The organism is Bradyrhizobium sp. USDA 372, assembly GCF_053629095.1.
The window spans coordinates 3,606,348-3,620,485 of record NZ_JBRJHR010000001.1 but is presented as its reverse complement, the minus strand read 5'-3'; the positions used below and the strand labels follow the sequence as shown (position 1 = coordinate 3,620,485).

Genomic DNA, 14,138 nt, shown 5'->3' with positions numbered 1-14,138 from the left:
GCAAGCTTCCGTTAAGCCTTGGCACGAACCTTGCGAATCCAGCTCCAACGAAAAACTTTTATGTTGGAGCGATTTCATGAAGCGCCGCGATTTCCTCAAATCCGTTTCCGGGTTGGCCGCGGGTGCGGCGCTTCCGGCCATGCCGTCTTTGATCTCCTCGGCCAAGGCCGATGCCCGGTCGGAGACGCTGCTGATCGTCTCGGAAGGCGGGCCCAACAATCTCGACATCCATGGCGTCGGCACCAACGTGCCCGGCTATGAAGTCTCCTGGAATTGCTACGATCGCCTGATCAGCCACGAGATGAAGAGCGGCCCCGGCGGCGTGCCCTATTACGACCGCGACAAGTTCAAGGGTGAGCTCGCCGACGACTTCAAGATCGACGACATGTCGGTCACCTTCAAGCTGAAGAAGAACGCCAAATTCCACGACGGCGCGCCGGTCACGGCGAAAGACGTGAAATGGTCGCTCGATCGCGCCGTCAGCGTCGGCGGCTTCCCGACCTTCCAGATGAGCGCGGGCTCGCTGACCAAGGCCGAGCAGTTCGTCGTGGTCGACGATGCCACCGTGCGCGTCGATTTCGCCAAGAAGGATCGGCTGACGATCCCGGACCTCGCGGTGATCGTGCCCTGCATCGTCAATTCCGAGCTCGTGAAGAAGAACGCGAGCGAAAAGGATCCGTGGGGTCTCGAGTTTACAAAACAGCAGACCGCGGGCTCCGGCGCCTACAAGGTGACGAAGTGGACCGCCGGCACCGAAGTCATCATGGAGCGCAACGAGGATTGGGTCGGCGGTCCGCTCCCCAAGATCAAGCGCGTGATCTGGCGCATGGTGCCGCAGGCGGGCAACCGCCGTGCGCTGCTCGAGCGCGGCGACGCCGACATCTCCTATGAGCTGCCGTTCAAGGATTTCCAGGAGATGAAGGCGAACGGCAAGCTCAACGTGGTGTCGCTGCCGTTCTCCAACGGCATCCAATATATCGGCATGAACGTCACCAAGCCGCCTTTCGACAATGTGAAGGTGCGGCAGGCCATCGCCTATGCGCTGCCGTATCAGAAGATCATGGACGCGGTGCTGTTCGGCCTCGGCAATCCCATGTTCGGCGCAAAGGACAAGGCCACCGAAGTCGCCTGGCCGCAGCCGCACAAATACAACACCGACATGGAAAAGGCGAAGGCGCTGCTGGCAGAGGCCGGTTACGCCAACGGCTTCGAGACCACGATCTCGTTCGACCTCAACTTCGCCGGCGTCAACGAGCCGCTCTGCGTGCTGGTGCAGGAGAGCCTCGCCCAGCTCGGCATCAAGACCACCATCAACAAGGTGCCCGGCGCCAACTGGCGCACCGAGCTCAACAAGAAGGAGATGCCGCTGTTCACCAACGTGTTCTCGGGCTGGCTCGATTACCCCGAGTACTTCTTCTATTGGTGCTATCACGGCAACAATTCCGTCTTCAACACCATGAGCTACAAGTCGGCGGAGATGGACAAGTTCATCGACGGCGCGCGCACGGCGGCTGCCACCGGCGACACCGCGGCCTACGACAAGGACGTGAAAGGCTTCGTCGATCTCGCCTTCGCCGACGTGCCGCGCATCCCGCTGTACCAGCCCTTCGTCAACGTCGCGATGCAGAAGAACATCTCGGGCTATCAATACTGGTTCCACCGGCGGCTCGACTATCGCGCGATGGCGAAGGGGTAAAAGGTCATGCTGATCGTCGGCGACGCATCGGCATCGGCTCTGGGCTCCCTCTCCCGCTTGCGGGAGAGGGTTGGGGAGAGGGTGTCTCCGCTTTGGGGTTGGCAGGGATTGCGGAGGGTGTCCCCGCGCGGCGAGAGCCCTCACCCGCCGCGCGCGGGACGATGCTGTCGCATCGCCCGGGGCGCGTCGGCCTCTCCCGCAAGCGGGAGAGGCGAAGCAAGCCCGCGGAGCATCCCATGCTGACCATGATCGGCAAGCGCCTGATGTTCGCGATCCCCTCGCTGATCGGCGTCGTGATCGTCACCTTCCTGCTGACGCGCGCGCTGCCGGGCGATCCCGCGGCCTACTTCGCCGGCCCCGCCGCGACCAAGGAAGCCGTCGAGCAGATCCGCAAAAAACTCGGCTTCGACAAGCCGCTGATCGAGCAGTTCTTCCGCTATGCCAACGATCTCGCGCACGGCGATTTCGGCAACTCGCTGACGACGGGCCAGCCGGTCGCCACCGAGATCCGCAACCGCCTGCCGGCCTCGGCCGAGCTGACGCTGCTCGGCCTCTTCGTGTCCATTGCGATCGCCATTCCGCTCGGCGTCCTGGCGGCGACGCGGCCGGGATCATGGATCGACCATCTTTGTCGCGTCACGACCACGGCCGGCGTGTCGCTGCCGGTGTTCTTCACCGGCCTCGTGCTGGTCTATGTCTTCTATTTTCGGCTCGGCTGGTCACCGGCGCCCCTCGGCCGTCTCGACGTGTTCTACAGCGCGCCGCCGACGGTCACCGGCTTCTATCTGGTCGACACGCTGATCGCGCGCGATGTCGAGGCGTTCCGCTCGGCGCTGAGCCAGCTCATCCTGCCCGCAACGACGCTCGCGATCTTCTCGCTGGCGCCGATCGCGCGCATGACGCGCGCCTCCATGCTGGCGGTGCTCGCATCCGAATTCGTCCGCACCGCGCGCGCCAGCGGCCTGTCGCCCGCAACCGTCATCGTCACCTACGCCTTCCGCAACGCGATGCTGCCAGTCATCACCACGCTCAGCATGGTGTTCTCGTTCCTGCTGGGGGCCAACGTGCTGGTGGAGAAGGTGTTCGCCTGGCCCGGCATCGGCTCCTACGCGGTGGAAGCGCTGATCTCCTCGGACTTCGCGCCGGTGCAGGGTTTCGTCCTGACCATGGCGGTGATGTACGTGCTGCTCAATCTGATCATCGACATTCTCTACGGCGTGATTGATCCGCGCGTCAGGTTGGAGGGGTAGCGCATGATCCGGAAAATCGGTGCCCCAGCTCGTCATTGCGAGGAGCGAAGCGACGAAGCAATCCAGGCTATCGCCGCGATGCGCAGCCTGGATTGCTTCGCTTCGCTCGCAATGACGACAGAGAGACGGCTTCCGAACACGATCACGCGAAAAGAGGGCGTCGAACAATGAGCTCCGTTGCGCCTGCTGTTGAACCTGTCGGCCCCGCCCGCACGTCAGGCCTCGTCGCGGTCCTCGAACAGACCCGTTACGTCCTCGGCGAGAACAAGGTCACGGGCTTCGCCTTTGCGCTGCTCCTGATCATCGTGTTCGCCGCGCTGTTCGGTCCCTATGTCGTGCCCTACGACCCGCTCGCCTCCGACACCGCCGCTGCACTGAAGGCGCCGTCGGCGGCGCACTGGTTCGGCACCGACCAGCTGGGGCGCGATATCTTCAGCCGCGTCATCGTCGCCACGCGCCTCGACTTCTTCATCGCGATCGCCTCGGTCGCACTGGTGTTCCTGATGGGTGGCCTTGCCGGCATCGCGGCCGGCTATTTCGGCGGCTGGACCGACCGCATCGTCGGCCGCATCGCCGACACCATCATGGCGTTCCCGCTGTTCGTGCTCGCGATGGGCATCGTCGCCGCGCTCGGCAACACCGTGCAGAACATCATCCTGGCGACAGCGATCGTGAACTTCCCGCTCTATGCCCGCGTCGCGCGCGCCGAGGCCAATGTCCGTCGCAACGCCGGCTTCGTGCAGGCTGCGCGTCTCTCCGGCAACGGCGAGTTCCGTATCCTGCTGGTGCACATCCTGCCGAACATCATGCCGATCATGATCGTGCAGATGTCGCTGACCATGGGCTATGCCATCCTCAACGCCGCCGGCCTCTCCTTCATCGGCCTCGGCGTCCGCCCGCCGACCGCCGAATGGGGCATCATGGTCGCCGAAGGCGCCGGCTTCATGGTGTCGGGCGAATGGTGGATCGCGCTCTTCCCCGGCCTTGCGCTGATGATCGCCGTGTTCTGCTTCAACCTCCTCGGCGACGGCCTGCGCGACATCGTCGATCCGCAACGGAGGACGTGATGCCCAACCTCCGAGAAAAATTCTCCAATGATTCCAATGGCGCTTCTACTGTGCATGGGGTTGTTTTCGAATGTTTGAGTGACGGGAGCCGTCCATGACCGCCCAGCCGCTGCTCGACGTCCAGGACCTCACCGTCGAATTCACCACCCGCCGCGGCATCGTCAAGGCGGTGCAGCACGTCAACATCTCCGTCGCCAAGGGCGAGACGCTCGCCATCGTCGGCGAGTCCGGCTCCGGCAAGTCGGTGACCTCCTACGCGGTGATGCGCATCCTCGATCGCGCCGGCAAGATCGCCGAGGGCTCGGTGATGTTCTCCGGCATCGACGTCAAGGCCGCGACCGAAGACCAGATGCGCGATTTGCGCGGCCGCGAAGTCTCGATGATCTTTCAGAACCCGCGTGCCGCGCTGAACCCGATCCGCAAGGTCGGCGACCAGATCGAGGACGTCCTGCGCACCCATGTGCAGCAGGCCCAGGTTGCCGATCACGGCGAGAAGGCGATCGAGGCGCTGGAGCAGGTCAAGATCGCCCGCCCGCGCGAGCGCTATCACGCCTATCCGTTCGAGCTGTCGGGCGGCATGTGCCAGCGCGTCGTGATCGCGCTCGCGCTCGCCTGCAACCCGCAGCTCCTGATCGCGGACGAGCCGACGACTGGATTGGATGTCACCACGCAGAAGGCGGTGATGGACCTGATCGTCGAGCTGACGAAACGCCGCGCGATGTCGACCATCCTGATCACGCACGATCTCGGCTTGGCCGCCGCCTATTGCGACCGCGTCGTCGTGATGGAGAAGGGCCGCGTCGTCGAGACCGCCACGGCCGCCGATATTTTTGCCAACCCGCAGCACCCCTATACGAAGAAGCTGATGCGCGCGACGCCGCGGCTCGGTGTGAGCTTGCGGGATCTGCTGCCGGAAGAGGAGGGCGCTTCCTTCGCCTCTCCCCGCATGCGGGGAGAGGCCGCCACGCTCGGGGGCGCAATTGCGCCCCAGAGCGTGGCGGGTGAGGGGGACTCTCCACGAGTCGAGCTCGCGGAAACAGCCCCTCACCCCAGCCCTCTCCCCGTGAACGGTGCAAGCGGGGAGAAGACGCCCCTCCTCCGCATCGAAAAACTCGTCAAGGAATATCCCCGCCAGGGCGCCACGGCCACGCTCGGCAAACTGTTCGGCCGCAAGCCGCCGGTGGAGCCGGACGTGTTCCGCGCCGTCGACGGCATCAGCTTCGCGATCGGCCATGGCGAGAGCGTCGGTCTCGTCGGCGAATCCGGCTGCGGCAAATCGACCACGTCGATGATGGTGATGCGTCTGCTCGACCAGACCTCCGGCCTGATCCAGTTCGACGGCGAGGACATCTCCGGCATCGCGCCTGCCGCCTTTGCCCGGTTGCCGCAGCGCAGCCGCATCCAGATGGTGTTCCAGGACCCCACCGACAGCCTGAACCCGCGTTTCACCGCCGCGCGCGCCATCGCCGACCCGATCATGCAATTGGGCGACATCAGGGGACGCGACGCGCTGCGCGCCCGCTGCGAGGAGCTCGCCACCATGGTCGGCCTGCCGCACAATCTGCTCGACCGCTTCCCGCACCAATTGTCCGGCGGCCAGAAGGCCCGCGTCGGCATCGCCCGGGCGATCGCCCTGCATCCCAAGCTCGTCATCCTGGACGAGCCGACTGCGGCGCTCGACGTCTCCGTGCAGGCCGTCGTCCTCAACCTGCTGCAGGACCTCAAGGCGCGGCTAGGTATGAGCTATCTGTTCGTCTCGCATGATTTGAATGTGGTGCGCTTGTTGTGCGATCGTGTCATTGTGATGCGGACGGGACGGATCGTCGAGGAGGGCTCTTCCGAGCAGGTGCTCAGCGATCCCAAGGACGACTACACCAAGGAGCTGCTGACGGCGATCCCGCATCCGCCGTTGCCGATACACTAAGACTGCACTGATTGCTTGAGAGCGTGATGGCCGAACCCCTGGACGACTATATCGACGCCGTATCGAAGGCGCTGGCGCTGCCGATCGAGGAGGGCTGGCGGCCCGCCGTGCGCGCCAACCTCGAGGTCTCGCTGCGGCTTGGCCGTCTGGTCGACGACTTCGCGCTGCCGGACGAGACCGAGCCGGCACCGATCTTCACGGCCTGACACCATGTCCGCCAAGCCAGAGATGACGGCCTCCGACATCGCAAGTGCGGTCGCGGGCGGCAAGATGTCCGCACTCGCCGCCACCGAAGCTGCGCTCGCGCGCATCGAGCAGCATGATGGCATCCTCAATTCCTTCACCGACGTCACCGCCGAACGCGCCCGCGCGAAAGCGCGCGCGATCGATGCCGACATCGCTGCGGGCAAGAAAGTCGGCCCGCTCGCCGGCGTACCCTTCGCCGTCAAGAACCTGTTCGATGTCGCGGGCCTGCCAACGCGTGCCGGCTCGAAGATCAACCGGGACCTCGCGCCGGCCAGGCGCGACGCGACGCTGATCGAGCGGATGGAAGCGGCCGGCGCCGTTCTCGTCGGCGCGCTCAACATGGGCGAATACGCCTACGATTTTACGGGCGAGAACATCCATGATGGCCCCTCGCGCAATCCGCACGACACCACGCGGATGAGCGGCGGCTCCTCCGGCGGCTCGGGCAGCGCCGTCGGCGGCGCGCTGGTGCCGATCGCGCTCGGCTCCGACACCAACGGCTCGATCCGCGTGCCGTCGTCCTTCTGCGGCATCTTCGGCCTGAAGCCGACCTATGGCCGGCTGTCACGCGCGCGCTCGTTCCCGTTCGTGGCGAGCCTCGACCATCTCGGCCCGTTCGCGCGCTCCGTCGCCGATCTCGCGCTCGCCTATGACGCGATGCAGGGGCCGGACGCAGACGACGGCGCCTGCACCACACGTGGGTTGGAGCCCGTCACGCCGCTGCTTGATGGGTCCATTTCCGGTCTGCGCGTTGCAATCGCCGGCGGGCACTTCCAGAAGAACGTGTTTCCGGAAGCGGTCGAAGCCGTCAGCCGCGTCGCCAAGGCGCTGGGCGCAACGCAAGTGGTCGATATCCCTGAAGCCTCGCGCGCCCGCGCCGCCGCCTATGTCATCACCACCACTGAAGGCGCTTCGCTGCATCTCGATCGCCTGCGCAAGCGCCCGAACGACTTTGACCCGGCGGTGCGCGACCGGCTGATCGCGGGCGCCATGGTCCCGGCCGCGCTGGTCGATCGCGCGCAAAAATTCCGCCGCTGGTATCGCGCGCAGCTTGCCGGGATCTTTGGATCGGTCGACGTTCTGCTGGCGCCGGCGACGCCCTGCACCGCGCCAAAGCTCGGTCAGGTGAACTTCAATCTCGACGGTGTCGAGCTGCCGGTGCGCGCCAATATCGGCATCCACACCCAGCCGATCTCCTTCATCGGCCTGCCGGTGGTCGCGGTTCCCGTGCCGCTGGAGCCGCTGCCGATCGGCGTGCAGATCATTTGCGCGCCCTGGCGCGAGGACATCGCGCTGCGCGTCGCGCGCGCATTGGAAAAGATGGGCGTCGTCGCCGCGCCCGCGCCGAGAGGGTTTTAAGATGCAGATCGATCTCCCCGACGTGATCGCGGAAGTCAAAGCCGCGTTCGAGCGCTATGAGCAGGCCCTCGTCAGCAACGACGTCGCCGTGCTCGGCGAGCTGTTCCGCAACGACCCGCGCACCTTGCGCTACGGCATCGGCGAGAACCTCTACGGCTACGAGGCAATCTCCGGTTTCCGCGCCGGCCGTTCGCCGGTCGGCCTCAACCGCCGCACCGCCAAGACCGTGATCACCAGCTATGGCCGGGACACGGCCGTGGCGTCCACCTTGTTCTATCGCGATACGGCTCCCGGCAAGGTCGGCCGGCAGATGCAGACGTGGATACGTTTCCCGGAGGGCTGGCGCGTCGTCGCCGCTCATGTCAGCATCATCGACGAGCCGAAAGTGACCGTATGACGCTTGATGATCTTCCGCAGGGCACATTGCCGGCCGAGCCGGTGGTGCCGCGCGTCGACCGTGCATCGCCGTCGCTGCTGAAGGTCACGCGCGCCGAGGAGCTGCGGCTGCAGCTTGCCGACGAGATCGTGCGGGGAACTCTGGCGCCGGGCTCGCCGCTGGACGAGACCGACATCGCGCGGCGCTTCAACGTCTCGCGCACGCCGGTGCGCGAGGCGTTGCGCCAGCTGGTGGCAAGCGGCCTCGTCGAGGCGCGGCCGCATCGCGGCGCCGTGGTGGCGCAGCCATCCATCGAGCGGCTGAAGGGCATGTTCGAGGCGATGGCGGAGCTCGAGGCCTTGTGCGCGGGCCTTGCCGCCGAACGCATGTCGGCGGCCGAGCGTCACGGGCTGGAGGCCATCCACGAGGAGCTGCGGGTGCTGAGCTACGCCGGCAATCCCGAGCGCTTCCACGAGGTCAACGAGCGCTTCCACAATGCGATCTATGCCGGCTCGCAGAACGGCTACATCGCCGAGATCACGCTTGCGACCCGCGTCCGCGTGCAGCCGTTCCGCCGCGCCCAGTTCCGCAACCTCGGCCGCCTCGCCAAGTCGCAAGCCGAGCACGACCGCGTCGTCGTCGCCATCATGCGCGGCGACAAGCAGGGCGCTGCCGCCGCCATGCGCGCGCATATCGAGCTGGTGCGCGGGGAGTACGAGATCTACGCGGTGTCGGTGTAGGGTACACGCTCGGTGCCGTAGGGTGGGCAAAGGCGCGAAGCGCCGTGCCCACCTTATGGTGATGGTGGGCACGGCGCGCGAAGAGCGCGCCTTTGCCCACCCTACGAGACCTGCTTTGCCGCAGCTTCCTTCATATACGCGCGCCAGCCGCCGTAGGCGGTGATATCCCGCGCATCGCCCAGCACTTCCGGCTCGACCAAAAATCCCTTCACGCTCCGTCCATCCGCAAGCCGCACGGTGCCGATCGCCATCGGTGCAGGAATCGCGTTGACGAACTTGCCGAAGGCGGACGACGACAACGACCAGATCTCCAGCTCGATCGCAGCGCCCTTGCCGGTCTCGACGCGCAGCATGCCCGGCTTCGGCGGCGTGGTCTGAAGCGCATAGAGCTTGTAGTCGGCGGCCGTCCTGGTGGCCTCGATCAAGCATGCGTTCAGCGCCGTCAGCTCGCCGTTCAGCGCCATGCCGGAGAGATGCGCGCCGACCACCGCGATCGGAATCTCGTCGTCGCTGCTGGTCGGGAGTGGCGCGAGCGGGGCCTGCGCCACCCCCTTCGCGCCGACCGTCAGTTTCGTATCGGCATGGAACACGCGGCCGATGCTCGCGAGCAGCGCGTCGCGCCCTGCGGGCGCCAGCAGCGTGATGCCGAACGGAATGCCGTCGCTGCGCATCGAAGCCGGCACGGCGAGGCCGCAGAGATCGAGCAGGTTGACGAAGTTGGTGTAGGTGCCGAGCCGGCTGTTGAGCTCGATCGGATTGGCCAGCACCTGAGCGGTCGTATAGGCCGTCGGCGCCGTCGGCAGCACCAGCGCGTCGATGTTGGCGAACGTTCGCTCGGCGATCTTGCGCAGGCCCTGCAGGCGGTAGAGCGCCGAGAACGTTTCCGCCGCGGTCAGCCGCGCGCCGGCCGCGGTGATCTCCCGCGTGACGGGGTGGATCGTGTCTGGCGCGGACGCCAGCAGGTTTTTGATCACGAGGTAACGCTCGGCGACCCAGGGACCCTCATAGAGCAGCCGCGCCGTCTCGTAGAACGGCTCGAGGTCGAACTCGACCAGCGTAGCCCCGAGCGCGGTCCATCGCTTCAGCGCATCGCTGTAGGCGGCTTCCGCTTTCCTGTCGCCGAAGAAGATCAGCTGGCCGTTGCGCGGCACGCCCAGGCGCAGCTTCGCCGGCATCGGCGTGATCGCGTCGAGCGGCCGGTCGCGCGAGAATGGATCGGCCTGGTCGGGGCCGGCCATCACCGACAGCGCCAGCGCGGCATCGTCCACCGTGAGTGCGAACACCGAGATGCAGTCGAGCGTGCGGCAGGCCGGCACGAGGCCTGCGGTCGAGATCATCCCGAGGCTCGGCTTCAGCCCGACGATGTTGTTGAGCATCGCCGGCACGCGGCCCGAGCCGGCGGTGTCCGTACCGAGCGACAGCGGCACCAGCCCGGCGCCGACCGCGGTGGCCGAGCCCGAGCTCGAGCCGCCGGGAATGAGATCCTCGCGGATCGAATTCTTAGGAATGCCGTAAGGCGAACGGACGCCGACGAGGCCGGTCGCGAACTGGTCGAGATTGGTCTTGCCGATGATGATCGCCCCGGCAGCGCGCAGGCGCTCGACGGCGGTCGAGTCGTGTGTGGGCGTGGTGGAGAAAGCCGGACAGGCCGCGGTGGTCGGAAAGCCCAGCGCGTCGATATTGTCCTTCACCGCGACCAGCACGCCGTAAAGCGGCAGGCTGGCCGCATCCGTCCGGGCCGCGAGCTTGTCGGCCTCCGCGGTCGCGTCCTTCTCGTCGCGCAGGCTGATGAACACGGCGGGATCGTTGTGATCGCGGATGCGCTGATAGGTCCGCGCGACCGTCTCTGCCGGCGTCAGCGTGCCCGCGCGGTGCGCGGCCACAATCGCGGCGATCGTTTCAGGCTGCTCGGCCCCCATGGCGGCAAAACTCCGGCAAATCGTCTTCGCCCGGAGTGAAGCAAGCGATGTGCCATTGTGTACAGAATCCGGGCAGGATGATTGTGCCGGATCTTATCGAGCGATCAGTGGCTTGCGGGATATTTCGGTCGGCGTGCGGCCGCTCGCTCCGGCGACCTCTTGCGTGCATCTGCCCAAATTATGGGCAGTCGAGATCAGGTGAAGCCGGAGAGGATCCGGAGCAGCTGCGCCCGGTTCTTCTTGCCGATCTTCGCCTCGACGTTTCGCTCGTGCTCGGCCGCGAGCCGCTTGAACTTCTCGAGCGCCGTCTCGCCCTGCGCGGTGAGGTGCAGTGCATGCGAGCGCCGGTCCTCCTTCGACTTGATCCGCTTCACCAGCTTGCGCTGTTCGAGGGCATCGAGCAGGTGCACCAGCCGGGCGCGCTCGATGCCGAGGCGCTTTGCCACCGCCATTTGCGACAGGCCCGGATTGGCGCCGATCACGGTCAGCACCGAATATTGCGTCGGCCTGATATCGACTTCGCCGAGCGTCTTGATGAAGTCCTGAAAGATCCAGATCTGGAAGCGCCGCACCGCATAGCCGGCGTGGCCGATCAATGCGTCGAGACCAACGTCGTCGGCGACATCGCGTGGTGCTGCGCCGTTGCCGGCGCGCTTGCGTGGGGAGTGGCGGCTGTCGGACCGGGCTGCTGTGGGTGGCACGTCGATGTCTCCTGTCGCGCGCAACCCTAGCGCCCCTCGGTCACAAGCGAAAGATTGTTGTTGACGACAACAATTGGCGTGCCCAACATTATAGGCCAAAGCGGCCCGGAACGAGGCTGCGGCCGATCCTGAAAACCGGGATGGAGGAGGAAGCACATGACAGTCGCCTCACATGGTGACGTTGCAGGCCTGTTCGCAACGCCGAGGACCGTCGCAGAGCATCGGCCCGACGGCAGCATCGTTCTGCGCTCGCCCGAGCCTCTCGGCGAGTTTGCGCGCTGCACCGGCGATTGGCTGGAGCAATGGGCGCAGCAAAGGCCGGATACGATCTTCCTGGCCGAACGCGGCAAGGTCGAAATGCCATGGACCACCGTTACCTATGCGCAGGCGCTGCGGAAGGTGCGCGCCGCCGCGTCCTGGATCCTGGCACAAGGGCTCAGCGTGGACCGCCCGCTCGCGATCCTCTCCGACAACAGCATCGATCATGCGCTGCTCGCGCTCGCCGCCCAGCATGTCGGCGTGCCCTCGGCGGCGATCTCGCCGGCCTATTCGCTGATGTCGAAAGATTTCGACAAGCTCAAGAGCATGATTGCGCTGCTCGATCCCGGCGCGATCTACGTCTCTGCGCTCCAGCCGTTTGCACCAGCGCTGGCCGCCATCAAGCCGCTGCACAACGCGCAGATCATCAGCGGCAACGCCGATGATGCCGACGCGCTGGCGTTCCGCGCCATTGCGGCAACGCCCGAGACGCCCGACGTCGCAAGAGCCTTCGCTGCACTCACGCCGGACACGATCGCAAAATTCCTGTTCACCTCGGGCTCGACCGGCACGCCGAAAGCCGTCATCAACACCCAGCGCATGCTGACGTCGAGCCAGCAGGCCAAGGCGCAGACCTGGACCTTCCTCGAACAGAGCCGCGATCTCGTCATTCTCGATTGGCTGCCCTGGAGCCACACCTTCGGCGCCAACCACAATTTCAACCTCGTGCTGCGCAACGGCGGCTCGCTCTACATCGACGGCGGCAAGCCCGCGCCCGGCCTGTTCGCGACCTCGCTCGCCAATCTGAAAAGCGTGATGCCGACGGTCTATTTCAACGTGCCGCGCGGCTTCGACATGCTGATCGCGGCGCTGCGCAGCGACGAGGAGTTGCGCCGCCGTTTCTTCGGCGAGGTGAAATTCGCCTTCTACGCCGGCGCCGCGCTGCCGCAGAATCTATGGGATGCTTTGGCAGAACTTTCGACCGAGACCGTAGGCCGCACGTTGCCGATGGTCTCGGCCTGGGGTTCGACGGAAACCTCGCCGCTCGCCACCGACTGTCATTTCCTCGCAGAGCGCTCCGGCAACATCGGCGTGCCCATTCCCGGCACCGAGCTGAAGCTCGTCACCTCCGGCGACAAGCTGGAGGTGCGGGTGCGCGGCCCCAACGTCACGCCCGGCTATTGGAAGGCGCCGGAGCTGACCAGGCAGGCCTTCGACGAGGAGGGGTTTTATCTCATCGGGGATGCCGTAAAGCTTGCCGACAGCGCGCGGCCCGAGCGCGGCCTGTTCTTCGACGGCCGCGTTGCCGAAGACTTCAAGCTCAATTCCGGCACATGGGTCAGCGTCGGCGGTTTGCGCGTTGCCGGCATCGCCGCGTTGGCACCGCTGGCGCAGGACATCGTCGTCGCCGGTCACGGCGGCGACGAGGTGCGCTTCCTGGTGTTCCCGAATATTGCGGCTTGCCGCGCCGTCGCCGGCCTGCCCGAGACCGCGGGCGTGAGCGAGGTGCTCGCGCATGACAACGTCAGGGGCGGAATTGCAAAGGGACTGGCGAGGCTGAAACAGCAGAGCGCCAACTCTTCCGGTCACGCCACCCGCGCGCTGCTGCTCGCCGAGCCGCCGTCGGTCGACGGCGGCGAGATCACCGACAAGGGCTACATCAACCAGCGCGCCGTGCTGACGCGCCGCGCAGAGGCGCTGGCGCGGTTGAACGACGACGCGTCGGGGGCGTGGATCGGGTTGTAAAGGCCGAGTTAGATGCCACATTCCGCTGTCATTCCGGGGCGCGCCTCTTGGCGCGAGCCCGGAATCCATTTCACCGCAGGGGTGTTGCACGATGGATTCCGGGTTCGCGCTACGCGCGCCCCGGCATGACGGGTGGGATACGCCAGCCACCCTGCCGCATTATCCTGCCGATTCTTTTGTTGCTTAAGCAACTAATTTGTGCGAACCCTTTCGGACGAAGTTGACGGCGGGCGAACCGCTGCGTTCTTTTCTGGAGGAAACAATGCGCGGCAGAGATGGTGCCGTCGGCAAATGCCGACCCATGTCTGAAGACAGGGTGTGTCCGCCACGCGGCGCGTCAGCTGTGGCTGCTGTCCGTCACAGTGCCGAGATTTTCATGCAGCCGGCGGAGGAGGTCGATCAGCACCTCGCGCTCGTCCTTGCTGAGGCAGGACAACAGCCGCCGCTCGCGTTCGAACGCCGCGACGATCACCTTGTCGTGGGTGGCGCGGCCCCTTGCGGTCAGCGCGATCGAGTGGGTGCGGCCGTCGTTCGGGTCGGTGCGGATCGACACCAGCCCTCGCTTTTCCAAACCGGCCAGCGTCCGGCTCACCGGCCCCTTGTCGAAGCCGATGACGTGGCAGATGCGCGAGGCCGGAATGCCCGGCTCGATCGCCAGCAGCGACATGATCCGCCATTCCGTGACGTTGACGCCGAACTCCCGCTGATAGAACGCGGTCGCGCTGTTCGAGAGCTTGTTGGCGATGAAGGTGATGAACGCCGGGACGTAACGGTCGAGATCGAGCGTCGGTCCCGCATCATTGGGCGCGGGCTTCTGGCGGGCTCTGGTCGAGGACGGCGGCATATCGGGTTTCTG

The 14,138-nt window shown here is 65.9% G+C and carries 12 protein-coding genes; 9 read left to right on the top strand and 3 right to left on the bottom strand.

Translation table 11 applies throughout. The annotated features are described in order from the left end of the window. Window positions 1-76 precede the first annotated feature (76 nt). The 8 genes from AB7M16_RS17200 to AB7M16_RS17165 all read left to right on the top strand — a co-directional run bounded on the left by AB7M16_RS17200 (window position 77) and on the right by AB7M16_RS17165 (window position 8,658). Window positions 77-1,696, top strand: coding sequence for an ABC transporter substrate-binding protein (locus tag AB7M16_RS17200; RefSeq protein WP_453944606.1), 1,620 nt, complete (start codon window positions 77-79; stop codon window positions 1,694-1,696). A 236-nt stretch (window positions 1,697-1,932) separates the two neighbouring features. Further along, window positions 1,933-2,946, top strand: coding sequence for an ABC transporter permease (locus tag AB7M16_RS17195; protein WP_260381254.1), 1,014 nt, complete (start codon window positions 1,933-1,935; stop codon window positions 2,944-2,946). A 167-nt stretch (window positions 2,947-3,113) separates the two neighbouring features. Continuing rightward, window positions 3,114-4,013: an ABC transporter permease gene (locus AB7M16_RS17190; protein ID WP_453944605.1), complete on the top strand. Its 900-nt coding sequence runs from the start codon at window positions 3,114-3,116 to the stop codon at window positions 4,011-4,013. Window positions 4,014-4,107: 94 nt separating this feature from the next. Further along, window positions 4,108-5,937 (top strand): dipeptide ABC transporter ATP-binding protein, encoded by a 1,830-nt coding sequence (locus AB7M16_RS17185; RefSeq protein ID WP_453944604.1) that lies wholly within the window; start codon window positions 4,108-4,110, stop codon window positions 5,935-5,937. 26 nt (window positions 5,938-5,963) lie between these two features. Beyond that, on the top strand, window positions 5,964-6,143 hold the full coding sequence (locus AB7M16_RS17180) for a DUF4089 domain-containing protein (protein ID WP_172786172.1): 180 nt from the start codon (window positions 5,964-5,966) through the stop codon (window positions 6,141-6,143). A gap of 4 nt (window positions 6,144-6,147) precedes the next feature. Continuing rightward, complete coding sequence (locus tag AB7M16_RS17175; protein WP_453944603.1) at window positions 6,148-7,542, top strand: AtzE family amidohydrolase; 1,395 nt, start codon at window positions 6,148-6,150, stop codon at window positions 7,540-7,542. A gap of 1 nt (window position 7,543) precedes the next feature. Next, the gene (hpxZ, locus tag AB7M16_RS17170; RefSeq protein ID WP_453944602.1) at window positions 7,544-7,939 is read left to right on the top strand and encodes an oxalurate catabolism protein HpxZ; all 396 of its coding nucleotides are present in this window, start codon (window positions 7,544-7,546) and stop codon (window positions 7,937-7,939) included. Beyond that, a complete protein-coding gene (locus AB7M16_RS17165) occupies window positions 7,936-8,658 on the top strand; it encodes a GntR family transcriptional regulator (RefSeq protein WP_172786170.1) in 723 nt (240 codons plus the stop codon). The genes hpxZ and AB7M16_RS17165 overlap by 4 nt, the downstream gene beginning before the upstream one ends. Before the next feature lie 101 nt (window positions 8,659-8,759). On the opposite strand, the gene atzF is transcribed toward AB7M16_RS17165, so the two are convergent. After that, window positions 8,760-10,577 (bottom strand): allophanate hydrolase, encoded by a 1,818-nt coding sequence (gene atzF / locus AB7M16_RS17160; protein WP_453944601.1) that lies wholly within the window; start codon window positions 10,575-10,577, stop codon window positions 8,760-8,762. Window positions 10,578-10,771: 194 nt separating this feature from the next. Next, complete coding sequence (locus AB7M16_RS17155; protein WP_453944600.1) at window positions 10,772-11,278, bottom strand: MarR family winged helix-turn-helix transcriptional regulator; 507 nt, start codon at window positions 11,276-11,278, stop codon at window positions 10,772-10,774. Window positions 11,279-11,434: 156 nt separating this feature from the next. Here AB7M16_RS17155 and AB7M16_RS17150 point away from each other — a divergent pair, with 156 nt between their 5' ends. Then, window positions 11,435-13,282: a feruloyl-CoA synthase gene (locus AB7M16_RS17150; RefSeq protein ID WP_453944599.1), complete on the top strand. Its 1,848-nt coding sequence runs from the start codon at window positions 11,435-11,437 to the stop codon at window positions 13,280-13,282. 337 nt (window positions 13,283-13,619) lie between these two features. On the opposite strand, the gene AB7M16_RS17145 is transcribed toward AB7M16_RS17150, so the two are convergent. Then, the gene (locus AB7M16_RS17145; RefSeq protein WP_172786166.1) at window positions 13,620-14,126 is read right to left on the bottom strand and encodes a MarR family winged helix-turn-helix transcriptional regulator; all 507 of its coding nucleotides are present in this window, start codon (window positions 14,124-14,126) and stop codon (window positions 13,620-13,622) included. Window positions 14,127-14,138: the final 12 nt, after the last annotated feature.

Coding starts and splice junctions, on each gene's coding strand:
- AB7M16_RS17200 (WP_453944606.1), top strand. CDS start 77: ATGAAGCGCCGCGATTTCCTCAAATCCGTTTCCGGGTTGGCCGCGGGT.
- AB7M16_RS17195 (WP_260381254.1), top strand. CDS start 1,933: ATGCTGACCATGATCGGCAAGCGCCTGATGTTCGCGATCCCCTCGCTG.
- AB7M16_RS17190 (WP_453944605.1), top strand. CDS start 3,114: ATGAGCTCCGTTGCGCCTGCTGTTGAACCTGTCGGCCCCGCCCGCACG.
- AB7M16_RS17185 (WP_453944604.1), top strand. CDS start 4,108: ATGACCGCCCAGCCGCTGCTCGACGTCCAGGACCTCACCGTCGAATTC.
- AB7M16_RS17180 (WP_172786172.1), top strand. CDS start 5,964: ATGGCCGAACCCCTGGACGACTATATCGACGCCGTATCGAAGGCGCTG.
- AB7M16_RS17175 (WP_453944603.1), top strand. CDS start 6,148: ATGTCCGCCAAGCCAGAGATGACGGCCTCCGACATCGCAAGTGCGGTC.
- hpxZ (WP_453944602.1), top strand. CDS start 7,544: ATGCAGATCGATCTCCCCGACGTGATCGCGGAAGTCAAAGCCGCGTTC.
- AB7M16_RS17165 (WP_172786170.1), top strand. CDS start 7,936: ATGACGCTTGATGATCTTCCGCAGGGCACATTGCCGGCCGAGCCGGTG.
- atzF (WP_453944601.1), bottom strand. CDS start 10,577: ATGGGGGCCGAGCAGCCTGAAACGATCGCCGCGATTGTGGCCGCGCAC.
- AB7M16_RS17150 (WP_453944599.1), top strand. CDS start 11,435: ATGACAGTCGCCTCACATGGTGACGTTGCAGGCCTGTTCGCAACGCCG.
- AB7M16_RS17145 (WP_172786166.1), bottom strand. CDS start 14,126: ATGCCGCCGTCCTCGACCAGAGCCCGCCAGAAGCCCGCGCCCAATGAT.